Genomic DNA, 15261 nt, shown 5'->3' with positions numbered 1-15261 from the left:
CGCGCTTCTTTGGAGCTGTGACCGAGAGGCCGAAGGTGCTCCCCTGCTAAGGGAGTATGCGGGCAAAACCTGCATCGAGGGTTCGAATCCCTCCGGCTCCGCCAAGACTAGAAACGCGACCCCTCGGGGTCGCGTTTTTCGTTGGAGGTCGGGATTTCCGGCCGAAGCGCGCGAGACGCGCTTCAGCCCTCACACGGCGTCGCGAGCGGTGCTCGCTCGGTCCGTGTTCGGCCCTCCGGTTCCGCCAAGACTAGAAACGCGACCCCTCGGAGCCGCCAAGCCAGGAAACTCCCGGATGGTTTCGTGGCCGCAACGCGCAGAATGCTCTGGTCTTGCGGTGGGATCGGGGCGCCAAGGTGGGTGTGGGCCGCAAGTTCTGGAATCTCACTGGAGCTGTGGGTGCTGACCAGGAAGCAGGTGCAGTGGTTCGTGGCTGTCGTCGCTGGATTGACGGCGGTGGCCTTGCCGATTGCGGCTTCGCTCTATCTGGCCCATCGCCAGGCGGAGCAGAGTGTGAGTGCGCGCACCATGAGCTTTGCGCGCGACGTGATTGCGCGGTCCGAGGCGACGGCGGACCAGATCGCCACAGGTATCAAGGCGCTGCTTGCCATCCCGGCCCAGGACCCCTGCTCGACCGAGCGTGTGACCATGATGCGGCGCATCGATCTCGGATCCAGCTATATCCAGGCCATCGGCCACATTGAGGGCAATGTGCTGGTGTGCTCCTCGCTTGCGTCAGGCAACGAGCCGCTGGACTTGGGGCCGGTGGACCTCGTGCAGCCCAACGGCAGCAAGCTGCGGCGCAGTGTCGAACTGCCCTTCGCGGGTGGCATGAAGTTCCTGGTGGTTGAGTGGCGTGGCTATGCGGCCATCGTTCACAAGGACTTGCCGATCGACATCACCAGCGACGTGAAGGATCTGGCGCTCGCCAGTGTTCCGCTTGGCGACTTGCAGCCGCTGACCTCGCGGGGGCGGATTGACGACACGTGGTTGGCGGCGGTGCGTGTGGGCGAGGCGCGAACCTTTGTTGACGGTGGCCATGTGGTGGCGGTGGTGCGATCCAAGCGCTACCAATTCGGGGCGATTGCGGCGTTGCCGGTGGCCGACTTGGAGGAGCGCACGCGTGCGGTCGCCCAGGTGCTGGTGCCGCTGGGCGTGGTGGCTGGCCTCGTGCTGGCCTGGGCGCTGATGGCCCTGACGCGCGCCCAATTGGCGATGCCGGCGGTCATCCGGTCGGCGCTGAAGCGGCGCGAATTCTTCATGGTCTACCAGCCGATCGTTGACCTGCAGACCGGGCGCTGGGTGGGCGCTGAGTCCTTGATCCGCTGGCAGCGCCCGGGCGGGCAATTGATCCGGCCCGACGTCTTCATTCCGGTGGCTGAGGAGACGGGGCTGATCAAGCGCATCACCGCGCGCGTGATCGAGCTGGTTGGGGCTGACGCGGGCAACTTCTTTGAGCGCTGGCCCGACTTTCACTTGAGCCTCAACCTCTCGGTGGCCGACCTGCATGATGGCGCCACCGCTGCGCGCCTGCACGAGCTGGCGGCCGCCACCGGCGCGCGGCGCGGGCAGCTGCTGGTTGAAGCCACCGAGCGCGGGCTGGCAGACCCGAAGCGGGCTGGGCGGACCATCCGGCAGCTCCATGAGCTGGGATTGCTGGTGGCCATTGATGACTTTGGCACCGGCTACTCCAGCCTGTCCTACCTGGAGCAGCTGGACCTGGACTACCTCAAGATCGACCGAGCCTTTGTCTGCACCATCGGCACCGGCGCAGACACGCGCCAGGTCGTGCCCCACATCATCGAGATGGCCAAGTCCTTGAAGCTGCAGATGATTGCTGAAGGCGTGGAGACCGAAGCGCAGGCCCAGTACCTGCGAGAGCAGGGCGTGCAGTTTGCGCAGGGCTGGCTCTATGCCAAGCCCATGCCCTGGGCCGACCTGGTGGCGGGGCTTGAGGCTCAGGGCAGCTAGCTCAGGCCTCAGCGAAGAACTTGCTCGGTGGCATGCCCACCGTCCGCGTCACCCAGGCCGAGAAGGCGCTGGCGCTGTTGTAGCCCAGCTCGCTGGCGATGTGGCTCATGGGACGGCGGCGGGCGGCCAGGGTGAGGGCGTGGGCCAGCAGCATCTGGGAGCGCCACTGGGCGAAGCTGGTGCCCAGCTCCTCGCGGAACAGGCGCGAGAGCGTGCGGGGGCTGGCGCCCACCTCGGCGGCCCAGGCCTCGAAGCTGTCTTGCCGGCTGGGCGATTCGAGCATGGCCTCGCAGAGCTTGCGCAGGCGGGCGTCGCGGGGCAGGGCGATGCCGAGGCTCAAGGGGCGGGCGCGCTGCAGCTCGCGCACGATGAGGCGGCTGATGTCGAGCTGGCGGGCGGCCTCCTCGGGCTCAGGGTCTGGGGCCGGGTCGGGCAGGGCGCTCAGCTCCAGGATCAGCGCGCGCAGCAGGCCCGAGACCTCCAGCACCCGGTCACGCTGCCAGGCCTCGCCGTCGAGCTGGCCGTGGTGCAGGTAGAGCGTGCGCAGGTGGGCTTTCTCGATGGTGGTGACCGCGTGGGTCACGTTGGGCGGGATCCAGACGGCCCGTGAGGGCGGCACGATGAAGGTGTGGTGCTCGGTGTTGACGCGCACGGCACCGCTGACGGACAGCACCAGTTGGCCCCAGTCGTGGTGGTGGGGGTAGATGTCCTCGTGGTGGTCCAGCACGCGCGCCTTGCCGCGCAGCGGGCGCTCGGGCGTGGGCTGGAACTGGGCGGGGTTGGCCGGCGGGTGGCTGGTTCTCGGACCGATGCGGCGGGGTGTGGAGGCCATGACCGAAATTCACAAGCAGTTGTCGAATCATCGTAACTTGGCCGAGCCTGCCTTGCCTACATTGGTGACATGAACACGACCACCACGCGCGCCTTGCCGCGCAGCGGGCGCTCGGGCGTGGGCTGGAACTGGGCGGGGTTGGCCGGCGGGTGGCTGGTTCTCGGACCGATGCGGCGGGGTGTGGAGGCCATGACCGAAATTCACACGCAGTTGTCGAATCATCGTAACTTGGCCGAGCCTGCCTTGCCTACATTGGTGACATGAACACGACCACCCTCCCGCACCCGCTGGCCGACGATGACGGCGGCAGCCAGCGCCGGCGCGACCTGGCCACCATCAGCCTGATCGGGCTGGCGCATGGCACCTCGCACTTCTTCCACATGATGTTGCCGCCGCTGTTCCCGGCCTTCATCCACGACTTCGGGCTCAGCTACTCGGAGCTGGGCTTGCTGGTCAGCACCTTCTTCATCGTTTCGGGCGCCGGCCAGGCGTTGGCCGGCTTTGTGGTGGACCGGCTCGGGGCGCGGCCCGTGCTGTTCGCCGCCATGCTGTGCTTTGCGCTGGCCTCGGTGGCAGCGGGGCTGGCGCAGGGCTTTGCGGGCCTCTGGCTGGCAGCGCTGCTGGCCGGGGTGGGCAATGCGCCCTTTCACCCGGCGGACTTCACCATCCTGAACAAGCGGGTCTCGGCCGCACGGCTGGGGCATGCGTTCTCGGTGCACGGCATCAGCGGCAATATCGGCTGGGCGGTGGCGCCGGTGCTGTCCATCGGCCTCATGAATGCCGCGGGCAACTGGCGTGCAGCTTATGCGGGCACGGCGGTGGTGGCGCTGGTGGTGCTGGGCGTGCTGTGGCTGGGCCGGTCGGCGATTGACGACCGCCTGGGCAGTTGGGGCCATGCCAAGGCAGCGCCGGGCGCCAAGGAGGAGCACCCGCTCGCCTTCCTCAAGCTGCCCTCGGTGTGGCTGTGCTTCTCGTTCTTCTTCTGGACCACGATGGCGCTCACCGCCATCCAGAGCTTTGCGGCGCCGGCGCTGAACCAGCTCTACGGCCTGCCGCTGGCCCAGGGCGCCTATGTGGTGACCGGCTACATGCTGGCCGGCGCGGCGGGCATGCTGGTGGGCGGCTTTGTGGTGGGGCGCGGCTTCCCGCTGGAGCGCATCATTGCGGCGGCCATGGCCTTTGCGGCGGTGATGCTGGCCCTGGTGGCCACGGGCTGGCTCAGCGGCGTGACGGCGGCTTTGCTGGCCTCGGTGGCGGGCTTTGGCACGGGGCTGGCCGGCCCCTCGCGCGACATGCTGATCAAGCGCGCGGCGCCGCCCGGCGCCACGGGCCGGGTCTATGGCACCGTGTACTCGGGCCTCGACATCGGCTTTGCCATCGGCGCCCCCATCTTTGGCTGGGTGCTGGACCACGGCATGGCCGGTGGCGTGTTCGCAGGCTCGGCGCTGGCGCTGTGCGCGGGCATCAGCTCGGCCGCCTTGGTGGGGCTGGGCGTGGCGCGGCGCAAGGCAGCCTGACAATTCCGCGCTTTGCCGGACACCTGCTCAATGCTCCAACTCGAACTGCGTGGCGACTACATCGAACTCGACAAACTGCTCAAGGCCTTGGGGCTGGTAAGCAGTGGTGGCGAGGCGCGCATGCGCATCAGCGAGGGCGAGGTGCAGGTGGATGGGCAGTTGGAGCTGCGCAAGACCGCCAAGATCCGCGCCGGCCAGCAGGTGGCCTTTGCGGGGCAGCAGGTTCAGGTGCTGGGCAGTAGCGCCAGCAGTTGATCCAGCCCGCCTTCGTTGATGGCCACCATGGCCTGCTCACGCACCTTGGGCTTGGCGTGGTAGGCCACCGAGAGGCCAGCCTCGCCCATCATCGGCAAGTCGTTGCTGCCATCGCCCACGGCCATGGCTTGGCTGGGTGAGCAGCCGATGGCCGCACAGCACTCCAGCAGCATGCGGCGCTTCTCTGCACCGTCGCAGATGTCGCCCCAGGCCTGCATGACGACGCGGCCGGTCAGCGCGCCGTCCACGATCTCCAGCTCGTTGCTGCGCACGTAGTCCATGCCCAATTCGCGGGCTACGAAAGCCGTGAAGAAGGTGAAACCGCCCGACACGAGCACCAGCTTGAGCCCGGCGGCCTTGAGCCCCGCACACAACACGCGCGCACCGGGGTTGAACTTGAGGCGCTCCGCCAGCACCCGGTCCAGCACGCTGGCCGGCGTGCCCACCAGCAGCGCCAGGCGGCGCCGCAGGCTCTCCTTGAAGTCGGTGATCTCGCCGCGCATGGCGGCCTCGGTGATGGCGGCCACCTCGGCCCCCTTGCCGGCCATGGCGGCGATCTCGTCGATGCACTCGATGCTGATCAGCGTCGAGTCCATGTCGAAGGCGGCAAGCTTGAAGTGGGCGAGGGGCGGCAGTTGCAGGCCGGGGCGCAGGACGATGGCGGTCATGGTCAGTGGGGCTTGGGTTGGCCGAGCAGGCGCAGCACCTCGCGCACGGCTTGGGCGCGGTCCTGCGGGTTGCTCAGGGCTTTTTCGATGCGGAGCTTCTCGTTGCCGACGAGCTTGATGTTGCGGTTCTTCTGCACCAGGTCGATCACGCGCATCGGGTCGATGGGCGGGTTGGCGCGGAAGTTGACATTGATGATGGCCGGGCTGGCGTCGATCTTGATGACGCCATAGGGCTTGGCCAGCACGCGCAGGCGGTGCAGGTCGAAGAGGGTCTGCCCCTGGCTCGGCAGCTTGCCGAAGCGGTCGGTGATCTCTTCGAGCATGGTGTCGATCTGCTCGGCCTTGTCGGCGCTGGCCAGGCGCTTGTAGAGCGAGAGCCGGGTGTGCACGTCGCCGCAGTAGGCGTCGGGCAGCAGGGCGGGGGCGTGGAGGTTGACCTCGGTGGTGCCGCCGAACACGCCGGTGGGCGAGAGCAGGTCGGGCTCGCGGCCGGACTTGAGCGCCCGCACCGCCTCGGCCAGCATCTCGTTGTAGAGCTGGAAGCCGATCTCCATCATGTTGCCGCTCTGGTTCTCGCCCAGCACCTCGCCGGCGCCGCGGATCTCCAGGTCGTGCATGGCCAGGTAGAAGCCCGAGCCCAGCTCCTCCATGGCCTGGATGGCGTCGAGCCGCTGGGCGGCCTGCTTGGTCAGGCCTTGCAGGTCGGGCACCATCAGGTAGGCATAGGCCTGGTGGTGGCTGCGGCCCACGCGGCCACGCAGCTGGTGCAGCTGCGCGAGGCCGAACTTGTCGGCCCGGCTGATGACGATGGTGTTGGCCGAGGGCACGTCGATGCCGGTCTCGATGATGGTCGAGCACAGCAGCACGTTGTGCTTGCCGGCCACGAACTCGCGCATCACGCGCTCCAGCTCGCGCTCGGGCATCTGACCATGGGCGACGACGATGCGCGCCTCGGGGATCAGCTCTTCCAGCTTCTGGCGCCGGTTCTCGATGGTCTCGACCTCGTTGTGCAGGAAGTAGACCTGGCCGCCGCGCTTGAGTTCACGCAGCACGGCCTCGCGGATGGTGCCGCTGCTCTCGGCGCGCACAAAGGTCTTGATGGCCAGGCGCCGCTGTGGCGCGGTGGCGATGACACTGAGGTCGCGCAAGCCCTCGAGCGCCATGCCCAGGGTGCGCGGGATGGGCGTGGCGGTGAGCGTGAGCACATCGACCTCGGCGCGCAGGGCTTTCATGGCCTCCTTGTGGCGCACGCCGAAGCGGTGCTCCTCGTCGATCACGAGCAGCCCAAGGCGTGCGAACTTGACGTCGGGCGAGAGCAGCTTGTGCGTGCCGACGACGATGTCAATGTGCCCGGCCTCCAGGCCTTCGAGCGCGGCCTTGATCTCCTTGGCCGAGCGGAAGCGGCTCATCTCGGCCACCTTGACGGGCCAGGCCGAGAAGCGGTCGGCGATGTTTTGGTAGTGCTGCTCGGCCAGCAGCGTGGTGGGCGCCAGGATGGCCACCTGCTTGCCGCCCATCACGGCGAGAAAAGCCGCGCGCAGCGCCACCTCGGTCTTGCCAAAGCCCACGTCGCCGCAGACCAGGCGGTCCATGGGTTTGGGGCTGATCATGTCCTGGATGACGGCGTGAATGGCCGCGCGCTGGTCGGGCGTTTCCTCGAAGCCAAAGCTGGCCGCGAAGGCCTCGTAGTCGTGCGCCGAGTAGCGGAAGGCGTGGCCCTCACGCGCGGCCCTGCGGGCGTAGAGGTTGAGCAGCTCGGCCGCTGCATCGCGCACCTGTTCGGCGGCCTTGCGCTTGGCCTTTTCCCATTGGCCGGAGCCGAGGCGGTGCAGCGGAGCTTCTTCAGCCGAGACGCCGGTGTAGCGGCCAATCAGATGCAACTGCGAGACGGGGACGTAGAGCGTGGCCTTGTCGGCGTACTCCAGGTGCAGGAACTCGCTGGGCCCATCGCCCAAGTCGATGTTCATCAGCCCCTGGTAGCGGCCGATGCCGTGGTTGATGTGCACGACCGGGTCGCCGACTTTCAGCTCGGACAGGTCCTTGATCAGCGCATCGACGCTGCTGACCTGCTCCTGCTTGCGGCGGCGCCGCGTGGCCGGCGCGGTGGCGTAGAGCTCGGTTTCGGTGACGAGCTGCAAATGCTGATCGCCATCGACCCAATGGAAGCCCTCGGCCAGCGGCGCCGCGGTGATGGCGAACTTCTCGTCGCCCGCAAGAAAGTCCTCAATGCCCGCACACGAGGGCGGGTCGATCTTGCTGTCGCGCAACTGCTCCAGCAGGCTCTCGCGGCGGCCTTCGCTTTCGGCCAGCAGCAGCACGCGGTGCGGGGTGGACTGCAGGTGCTGTTGCAGGCGGGCCAGCGGCTCCTGCGCGCCGCGCTCGACGCTGATGTCGGGCAGCGGGCGGGCGTAGTCGGTGGGCTCCTTGCCGCGCACTGAGAGCACGGCGTGCGGGTGCGTCAGGCCGAAGAACTCCTCGGCGCCCAGGAAGATGTCGGCCGGCGGCAAGATGGGCCGCTCGGGGTCGTGCTGCAGCAGGCGGTGGCGGTCGCGCGTGTCGGACCAGAAGCGCTGAATCGCTTCATCGACCTCGCCGTGCAGCGCTACCGCCGCACCAGCGCCGAGGTAGTCGAAGACGGTGGCCGTCTGCTCGAAGAACAGCGGCAGGTAGTACTCGATGCCGCCGCCGGCAAAGCCCTCGCCCATGTCCTTGTAGAGCCGCGCCTTGGTGGGGTCGCCGTCCATCTTCTCGCGCCAGCGCTCGCGGAAGAGCTTGCGCGCCGGCTCGCTCATCGGGAACTCGCGCCCCGGCAGCAGGCGCACTTCGGGCACTGGGTAGAGGCTGCGCTGGCTGTCGGGGTCGAAGGTGCGGATGGAGTCGATCTCGTCGCCGAACAGGTCCACCCGGTAGGGCTGGGGCGAGCCCATGGGGAAGAGGTCGATCAGGCTGCCGCGCACCGCGTACTCGCCCGGCTGCACGACCTGCGAGACATTGGAGTACCCGGCGAGCACCAGCTGCGCGCGGAACGAGGCCTCGTCGAGCCGCTGTTTCTGCTTGAAATGGAAGGTGGTGGCCGCCAGGAAGCTCGGCGGCGCCAGCCGCACCAGGGCCGTGGTGGCGGGCAGCAGCACCACATCGACGCTGTGCTCGCGCTGCGATTGCAGCAGCGCCCAAAGGGTGGCCAGCCGCTCCGAGATCAGGTCCTGGTGGGGGCTGAAGCTGTCATAGGGCAGGGTCTCCCAGTCGGGGAACACGGCCACGCGCAAGCCTGGCGCAAAGACCTTGAGCTCAGCCTCCAGCCGCTGCGTGTCCGCCGGGTCCGCCGTGACGATGGCCGTGAGCCGGCCAGCCTGCTGCGTGGCGAAGTGGGCCAGCAACAAGGCATCGGCCGAGCCGACGGGGCGTGGGACGGTGTACTTCTTGCCCGGAGCGAGGGCGGGGAGCTTGGGAGACAGCATCGAGCGCACAAATGAAAACAGCCCCGAAGGCGGGGCTGTCGTGATTGTAGGAAGCCGGTCTGGGGTGATTACCAGCCGATCTCCTTCAGCAGGATCAGGGTCAGATCCTTGGGCGCGGTCACGCTCTGGGTCAGATCGCCGTTGATGGCCGGTTCCATCAGCAGATTGGGCGAGGCAACGGTCGAGAAGTGCGAAACCGACGAGCCCGGCTCAAACGGGTTGGGTGCATACATCAGCATGCGTCGGAACGCATCCATGCCCGCCACGTTGGTGCCAAACAGCCCGATGGTGGCCAGCACCCCCGAGCTCGTGCGCGAGCGCGTGGCCGTGGCAGCCAGCAACGCCAGCCCGTCTGCCTGCGTGATGCGAACCGCCGGGATGGTGATGGTGGGGTCAGAGCCACCTAGCCCAGGAGGAGGGCCGCCAGCCACGTTGTCAGACACCAGCACGCCAATTGCACCGGCGTTTTGTGCGTTCTTCACCTTGATCGTGAAGGCGCAAGTGCCACGGATCACCAGCGCCACATTGTTCTTGGCCGCCAGCGCTTGGGTCGGCGTGAACGTGCTGCAAGCGTCAGACAAGCCCGAGCCCGCCGTGATGGGCATGACTTTGCCCGCGACTGGGGTCATCAGCGAAGCGCCAAATGAGGCTTCTCCCACGGCGTGCAAGCCGGCCGTCGCCCCTGCGGTGCTTCCACCGACGAAGACGCCCGGATTGCCGACACGAAGCACGCCCGGGGCTGCAGCGTTCACCAGGGGGCCGCTCCAGACGAGCTTGTCCACGCTGATGGCAGAGGCGGCACGCTCGGCATCCGTCATGTCCTTCCAGACCTTGCCGGTGTTCCCATCCATCAGGAAGTGATCCCAGACCGACGGAACCCCCACGAACTGAGCCCCAGTGCTGCCATTGGTGAATGTTTGGAAACCAAGGCCGTGGCCCATCTCGTGCAGCAAAACCTCAACAAAGTCGACATTGGCCCCGTGGGCGCCATCGACGCCCAGGTAGAACGTGGTGCCTGTCAAGCAACCAGCTTGGCCGAGATTGGCGTTGAAGCGGGCGTTAATCTGCGGCGACCCTGCATCGAGATCGACACCCGCGATCTTGTTTGCCAGCGCATAGGGGTACCAGGTTCCGGCTTTGGGGCTGGACGGAAAATCCGAGAACACCTCCGTCGCGCCAGCGCTACCCAGCACTGCGCTGCTGGCGTTGCAGCTCAGTGCAACGAACTGGGCGTTGATGACGATGGGGGTGGCAGACGTGAGCGTCGCCCCCCACAGATTGGCGGCGTAAGCGAAGGCGAAAAGCCGCTGCGCTCCTAGCGTCGTGCCGGGATTGCCGCCGACTGGAACGGCTGGCGTCGGGTCGTTGAAGCCAACGCCTGGGCCGTTCAAGTTGTTGATGATGATCGTGACGGCCGCTTGGCTGCCCTGGCTGAAAAATGCGCTGGCTGCCAGAAGCAGGGCGCTGACCACACGAAGCGGCCGAATCAGGTCACTGCGAGTCATGGGCGTGCTCCTTGTCGTGGGGCGCCACCGAGCGGGTAGCCTTCATCGGCGCCAGGGTCTTGGCGATCGCAGATTGCTCGCCCTGAACGCAGTTGAAATCAATGCCTCCATCGGCAGTCTTTGTGGCGACGGAGTAGGCGTGGTGCTCGGTGCCGAGCATCACGCGCTTGGCGCCATTGGGCAGGACGTCCACGCGAGTGGACGAAGTCGTCACAGCCGCGGCGGCCTTTCGTGTGGACGTGCTGCTGCTGGCTGCGAGGACCTTGCTGGCAGCGTCCAGCGCAGCGATTTCGGCGGCGTTCGGGGCGCGAAGCATGCCGGTCTCAGCGTCGCGCACCACGCGCAAGGCAGCTTCTTCTGCGAAGGCTGGCTGAGACAACACAGCGCCAGCCAGCACAAGCGGCGCTAGCAGCGGCAGGGCAAGACGGGGAGGGCACTTGGTCATAAGCGCCTGGATCTCTGATTTCATTTCGAATCCTTTGATGGGTGGACCAAAACGGATGCGTCGAGCACTTGGGGCGCGGGCTCAGGCTTGCCTGCCGGAGCGGCGTCGTGCGGCCGCGGCGCCAAGCAGCGCAACGCCACTCAGAGCCAGGCTCATGGGCTCAGGCACGGTGCCGCGGCTGCTGACAGTCACCGTGTCGATCCCGGCGTAGTCGGCGATCGCAGCGTCGCCGGCGTATTCAAAGGCAATGCGGCCGGTCAATGCCGAAGGCAAGTTCACCAGGAACTCTTCCCAACCCTTTTGCGACGCGGTGAGCGTGCCAAGCAGCTGAAAGGCGCTGGTGTCGAGTCCGGCGCCGTCGCCGAAGTACACATTGAAGGTGTCAACAAAGCCATCCGCAGCCTCGCCCCGCGCGAAAAAGCTCAGGCTGGCGCTGCTTCCCAACGAGATCACCGGGCTGATCAGCCAGTTGGACAAAGTCCCCGAGCCGTCCTTCGCACTAAGGAAATTGACGCCCGCATAAGAGTTGGTGGGACCTGCATGCGCCTGGAATATGTCCGGAGTCCCCTGGAACCAGGATTCGCCAGCAGGGGAACTCAGATTGGTCAGCGTCCAGCCTGAACTTGCCAAGTCTTCGAAGCCCTCGGAATACAAGACGCCGCCTTGCGCGGAAGCTGCCAGTGCAATCGCGGCCAAGCCGGTACACAGGCGTCGTTTGATGGACATGAGATCACCTCAGTGGTTGTTGGAGAAGCGCTCGCCAGCCAGTCGAGATCGGTCGATCGCTGCAATCCGGGCACGGGGGTTACCCGTGCGCAGAAGATCTAGCCTATGCGTAATGCGTCACGAAAGGTTAGATCTAACGAAGGCACATCCCCCTCGACCAAGGGGGGTGCTAGCCCCCTAGGGCAGACCAAGAAGAAACCCTTAGCCCACCGCCCGGGCCTGGGCAGTGGCCGTCAGGCATGCCTGGGGAATCGGGGGGACTTCAGTAGCGCGTTTTCTCAACGTACATATCCGCATCCGCCCGCTTGAGCAGGGTGTCGCAGTCCTGCCCGTCCTCGGGGAAGAGGGCGAGGCCCACGGCGCCGCCGGCGTTGTCGGGGGCGCCTTCGATGTTGGCCAGCGCTTGCAGTGGCTGCTCGAGCAGGCGGCGCAGTTGGTCGCGCAGGCTTTCGGCTTCGCGGCGGCTGTCCACGCTGTCGATCAGCACGACGAACTCGTCGCCCGCATAACGCGCCACCAGGTCCTGCTGGCGCACGGTGGCGTGCAGGCGGGTCGCAAACTCTTGCAGCACGCGGTCACCCACGTCGTGGCCGAGGCGGTCGTTGATGGACTTGAACTCGTTCAGGTCGATGAAGAGCAGGGCAAATGGCCGGGCGTCCTGCCGCCGGCGCTGGTGGCTGACACGCTCCTCGATGCGGCGCAGCAGCGCGTCGCGGTTGGCCAGGCCCGTCAGGGTGTCGGTGAGCAGGCGCGTCTGCATGGTGGCAAAGCTGCGCGCCAGTTCGCCCAGCTCGTCGCGGCGCTCCACGGCCAGTGGGGTGCTCATGTCGCCATCGCCAATGCGCCGCGCGGCCTCGGCAAACTTGAGCAACTGATGCCGCACGGTGCTCAGCACCGAGAGCCCGATGACGGTGGTGCCGGCCGCAAAGAGCAGCGCGACGGCGAGGGTGATGAAGAAGTTCCGGGTGATGGAGTGCAGGAAGTCGTCACGCGGGACGGCGACCATCACGATCCAGTCCAGGCCGGCGTCGTCGCTGATGCGGGCAAAGCCCATTTCCACGGCGTCGCCGTTTTCGTCGGTCAGGGTGGCGGTGCGGGGGCCGTCGGCGCCGCCCTGGGCCAGCAGCGCCTGGGTGCGCGCGTAGGTGGCGCGGACCAAGGCGTCGGCGCTTTCGGCGGCGTTCAGCCGGGTGGGGCGGCCCTCAGCGCCAGGCTTGAGGTTGGGCCCGCGCGAGACACCGATCAGGTCGCCATTGGGCTCGACCACCATGGCCAGGCCGCGCTGGCTGATGGACAGCTTTTGCAGGAACTGGTTGATCTGCAGCAGGGAGAGGTCGGTGGCGACCACGCCCTCGAACTGGCCTTCGGTGCCGAGCACGCGCTTGGCGCGGGTGCAGACCAGCTCTTCGGTCTTGAAGTCGATGTAGACGGCCGTCCAGGCATTGGCCTGCGACTGCCCGGCCTTGAACCAGAGCCGCTCGCGTGGGTCGTAGATGCGGCTCTCGGTCGTGGGCGCAGCCAGGGCGCCGTTGATGCCCTCGAAGCGCCGGATCGCGCGCGCACCTTCGCCCTTGAGGCGCAGCCGCAGCTCGGCCTCGGACGCCGAATACCGCCACAGCCCGAAGAAGCGCCCGTGCCGGTCGCCGAAGTAGGCGTAGTTGTTGGGGTCGCGGTGTACCGAGGTGGCCAGCCAGAAGCGCGTGCGCAGCTGCGGCAGGTCGGCCTCGATGTCGGGCGGGGCGGTCATGCCCGTGGGGAAGGCGGCTTCCAGCACCGCCTCGGACCCCGACACGTGCTTGGCAATGGCTTGCTCGATGCGCAGCACCGTGTCGGTCAGCAACTTGGCTGAAAGCGTGTTCACGGCCTCGCGGCCCGAGGCGTAGGACAGAGCACCGATCACGGCAGCCAAACCCAGGACCAGGCCCAGATAGGGAATGGTCAGCAGGGCGCGGAGGGTCATGCCGTGGCGGGTGAACATGGGAGGGTGTCCGGGGGGCAGTGAATCTGAAATTGTCCTATGCAGTAAACAATGGGCGGCCGGGCGATCGAATTCGAGGTGTTCGGCAGCCCTGTGTCTTGGCAATCACTGATGGAGATGGCGCGATGCGCAAACGGATGTTCCTGGCTGTCCTGGTGGTGCTTGCGGGCGTGCAGGCTCCGGGCTGGGCCGCACCGCAGAGTGAAGCCTTCAACCGCTGGCTGGAGCGCCAGTGGCAGCAGACCCTGCAGCGCCAGCCCGTGCTGGCCACGTCGATCGGTGACCCGCGCTACAACGCGCTGCTGCCCAACACGGCGTCGGAGGCCTGGCGGGCCGAGCAGCGCCAGCTGCTGCGCACATCCTTGAGCGAGCTGCGCGGCTTCAAGCCCGAGCAGTTGGAGCCCAGCGAGCAGGTGTCCTGGCGGATGCTGCAGCGCGAGCTGGTGTCCGACATCCGCGGCGAGCGCTTTCCTGACTGGCAGATGCCGCTGAACCAGTTCGGCGGCATGCCGTCTTTTCTCGCGCAGATGGGCAGTGGCGGCTCCATCCAGCCCTTCCGCAGCACGCGGGACTACGAGGACTGGCTGGCCCGCCTGCGCGCCATCCCGCCGCTGTTTGATGGCATGGTGCAGGACCTGCGCCTGGGGCTGAAGCGTGGCGTCAGCCAGCCGGCCTTCATCATGCAAAAGGTGCAGGCTCAGTTGGCCGAGTTGGCCGTGGAGGACCCCGAGAAGAGCCTCTTCTGGGGGCCGCTGCGGCAGTTCCCCGATGGCATCTCGGCCGCTGACCGCGAGCGGCTCACCGCCGCCTACCGTGAGGTGCTGCGCAACGAGGTGCTGCCCGCCTACCGCCGCCTGCACGACGCCGTGCGCGACGAGGCCGTGCCCCGGGCGCGGCGCAGCACCGGCTGGTCCACCCTGCCTGATGGCAAGGCCTGGTACGCCTACATGGTCCAGCAGATGACGACAACGGCGCTTGGCCCCGAGGTCATCCACCAGACCGGGCTGCGCGAGGTGGCGCGCATCCGTGCCGAGATGGAGCAGGTGCGCCGGCAGGTGGGTTTTGTGGGTGACCTCAAGGCCTTCTTCGCCCACCTGCAGGACGACCCTCGCTACTACGCCACCGAGCCCGAAGCGCTGATCGAGGGCTACCGGGCGCTGCAGCGGCGCATCAACACCCTGACGCCCAAGCTCTTCGACATCGCCCCCAAGTCCGACTACGAGGTCAAGCCGGTGGAAGCCTTCCGCGCCGAGAGCGCAGCGGGTGCGTCCTACCAGGCCGGCGCAGCTGATGGCTCACGGCCTGGCATCTTCTATATCAACACCTTCAACCTGCGGGCGCAGCCGCTCTTCGGCATGGAGACGCTGTCGCTGCACGAGGCCTCGCCCGGGCATCACTTCCAGATCGCCATCGCGCAGGAGGACACCGCATTGCCGGCCTTCCGCCGCTTTGGTGGTGGCTACGTCGCCTACTCAGAGGGCTGGGCGCTCTATGCCGAGAGCCTCGGCAAGGAGCTGGGCCTCTTCACCGACCCCTACCAGTGGTACGGCCGCCTGTCGGACGAGATGCTGCGCGCCATGCGCCTGGTGGTGGACACCGGCCTGCACGCCAAGGGTTGGAGCCGCGAGCGCGCTATTCGCTACATGCGCGACAACTCCTCCCTGGCCGAGAGCGATGTGGTGGCCGAGGTCGAGCGCTACCTGGTGATGCCGGGCCAGGCCCTGGGCTACAAGGTGGGCGAGCTGGAGATCCGCCGCCTGCGCCGCGAGGCCGAAGCGGCCTTGGGCGAGCGCTTCGACATCAAGGCCTTCCACCGCGTGGTGCTGCGCGCCGGCCAGGTGCCGCTGGACGTGCTGGGCGTGCTGGTGCGGGAGTGGGTGCGAAGCAGGCGTTAGGAGCTGACGGC

At 67.3% G+C, this 15261-nt stretch carries 12 protein-coding genes and 1 tRNA gene; 5 read left to right on the top strand and 8 right to left on the bottom strand.

The genetic code is table 11. The features are described from left to right. Positions 1 to 11: 11 nt before the first annotated feature. Both ABDJ85_RS08025 and ABDJ85_RS08020 read left to right on the top strand, forming a co-directional pair. Positions 12 to 104 (top strand) — tRNA-Ser (locus ABDJ85_RS08025). Between the two features lie 295 nt (positions 105 to 399). Beyond that, positions 400 to 1971: an EAL domain-containing protein gene (locus ABDJ85_RS08020; RefSeq protein ID WP_347704234.1), complete on the top strand. Its 1572-nt coding sequence runs from the start codon at positions 400 to 402 to the stop codon at positions 1969 to 1971. Position 1972: 1 nt separating this feature from the next. On the opposite strand, the gene ABDJ85_RS08015 is transcribed toward ABDJ85_RS08020, so the two are convergent. Further along, positions 1973 to 2803, bottom strand: a complete 831-nt coding sequence (locus tag ABDJ85_RS08015; RefSeq protein WP_347704233.1) for an AraC family transcriptional regulator — start codon at positions 2801 to 2803, stop codon at positions 1973 to 1975. A gap of 56 nt (positions 2804 to 2859) precedes the next feature. After that, positions 2860 to 2994: a hypothetical protein gene (locus ABDJ85_RS08010; RefSeq protein WP_347704232.1), complete on the bottom strand. Its 135-nt coding sequence runs from the start codon at positions 2992 to 2994 to the stop codon at positions 2860 to 2862. Positions 2995 to 3063: 69 nt separating this feature from the next. Here ABDJ85_RS08010 and ABDJ85_RS08005 point away from each other — a divergent pair, with 69 nt between their 5' ends. Both ABDJ85_RS08005 and ABDJ85_RS08000 read left to right on the top strand, forming a co-directional pair. Next, complete coding sequence (locus tag ABDJ85_RS08005) at positions 3064 to 4320, top strand: MFS transporter (protein ID WP_347704231.1); 1257 nt, start codon at positions 3064 to 3066, stop codon at positions 4318 to 4320. A gap of 30 nt (positions 4321 to 4350) precedes the next feature. Further along, positions 4351 to 4575: an RNA-binding S4 domain-containing protein gene (locus tag ABDJ85_RS08000; protein ID WP_347704230.1), complete on the top strand. Its 225-nt coding sequence runs from the start codon at positions 4351 to 4353 to the stop codon at positions 4573 to 4575. Here the strand turns inward: ABDJ85_RS08000 and serB are convergent. From serB to ABDJ85_RS07970, 6 genes are all read right to left on the bottom strand, one after another. Then, positions 4545 to 5243 carry a phosphoserine phosphatase SerB gene (gene serB, locus ABDJ85_RS07995; RefSeq protein ID WP_347704229.1) on the bottom strand — a complete coding sequence of 233 codons (699 nt, stop codon included), beginning with the start codon at positions 5241 to 5243 and terminating at the stop codon, positions 4545 to 4547. The genes ABDJ85_RS08000 and serB overlap by 31 nt on opposite strands. 2 nt (positions 5244 to 5245) lie before the next feature. Next, positions 5246 to 8701 (bottom strand): transcription-repair coupling factor, encoded by a 3456-nt coding sequence (mfd, locus tag ABDJ85_RS07990; protein ID WP_347704228.1) that lies wholly within the window; start codon positions 8699 to 8701, stop codon positions 5246 to 5248. A 68-nt stretch (positions 8702 to 8769) separates the two neighbouring features. Continuing rightward, complete coding sequence (locus ABDJ85_RS07985; RefSeq protein WP_347704227.1) at positions 8770 to 10206, bottom strand: PA domain-containing protein; 1437 nt, start codon at positions 10204 to 10206, stop codon at positions 8770 to 8772. Further along, positions 10193 to 10651, bottom strand: a complete 459-nt coding sequence (locus ABDJ85_RS07980; RefSeq protein WP_430765533.1) for a post-PEP-CTERM-1 domain-containing protein — start codon at positions 10649 to 10651, stop codon at positions 10193 to 10195. Before ABDJ85_RS07980 ends, ABDJ85_RS07985 begins: the two co-directional genes overlap by 14 nt. An 81-nt stretch (positions 10652 to 10732) precedes the next feature. Then, positions 10733 to 11377: a choice-of-anchor J family PEP-CTERM protein gene (locus ABDJ85_RS07975; RefSeq protein WP_347704225.1), complete on the bottom strand. Its 645-nt coding sequence runs from the start codon at positions 11375 to 11377 to the stop codon at positions 10733 to 10735. A gap of 262 nt (positions 11378 to 11639) precedes the next feature. Beyond that, a complete protein-coding gene (locus ABDJ85_RS07970; protein ID WP_347704224.1) occupies positions 11640 to 13355 on the bottom strand; it encodes a diguanylate cyclase domain-containing protein in 1716 nt (571 codons plus the stop codon). 125 nt (positions 13356 to 13480) lie between these two features. On the opposite strand from ABDJ85_RS07970, the gene ABDJ85_RS07965 reads away from it, so the two are divergent. Continuing rightward, positions 13481 to 15250 carry a DUF885 domain-containing protein gene (locus ABDJ85_RS07965; RefSeq protein WP_347704223.1) on the top strand — a complete coding sequence of 590 codons (1770 nt, stop codon included), beginning with the start codon at positions 13481 to 13483 and terminating at the stop codon, positions 15248 to 15250. Positions 15251 to 15261 lie beyond the last annotated feature (11 nt).

Origin of the sequence: Roseateles paludis, assembly GCF_039872745.1 — a bacterium.
Classification (GTDB): domain Bacteria; phylum Pseudomonadota; class Gammaproteobacteria; order Burkholderiales; family Burkholderiaceae_C; genus Pelomonas; species Pelomonas paludis.
Note: the sequence above shows the minus strand (reverse complement) of the source record. Positions and strands in the feature narration are given on the sequence as shown.

Coding starts and splice junctions, on each gene's coding strand:
- mfd (WP_347704228.1), bottom strand. CDS start 8,701: ATGCTGTCTCCCAAGCTCCCCGCCCTCGCTCCGGGCAAGAAGTACACC.
- ABDJ85_RS07980 (WP_430765533.1), bottom strand. CDS start 10,651: ATGACCAAGTGCCCTCCCCGTCTTGCCCTGCCGCTGCTAGCGCCGCTT.
- ABDJ85_RS08015 (WP_347704233.1), bottom strand. CDS start 2,803: ATGGCCTCCACACCCCGCCGCATCGGTCCGAGAACCAGCCACCCGCCG.
- ABDJ85_RS07970 (WP_347704224.1), bottom strand. CDS start 13,355: ATGTTCACCCGCCACGGCATGACCCTCCGCGCCCTGCTGACCATTCCC.
- ABDJ85_RS08000 (WP_347704230.1), top strand. CDS start 4,351: ATGCTCCAACTCGAACTGCGTGGCGACTACATCGAACTCGACAAACTG.
- ABDJ85_RS08010 (WP_347704232.1), bottom strand. CDS start 2,994: ATGGCCTCCACACCCCGCCGCATCGGTCCGAGAACCAGCCACCCGCCG.
- ABDJ85_RS07985 (WP_347704227.1), bottom strand. CDS start 10,206: ATGACTCGCAGTGACCTGATTCGGCCGCTTCGTGTGGTCAGCGCCCTG.
- ABDJ85_RS08005 (WP_347704231.1), top strand. CDS start 3,064: ATGAACACGACCACCCTCCCGCACCCGCTGGCCGACGATGACGGCGGC.
- ABDJ85_RS07965 (WP_347704223.1), top strand. CDS start 13,481: ATGCGCAAACGGATGTTCCTGGCTGTCCTGGTGGTGCTTGCGGGCGTG.
- ABDJ85_RS07975 (WP_347704225.1), bottom strand. CDS start 11,377: ATGTCCATCAAACGACGCCTGTGTACCGGCTTGGCCGCGATTGCACTG.
- serB (WP_347704229.1), bottom strand. CDS start 5,243: ATGACCGCCATCGTCCTGCGCCCCGGCCTGCAACTGCCGCCCCTCGCC.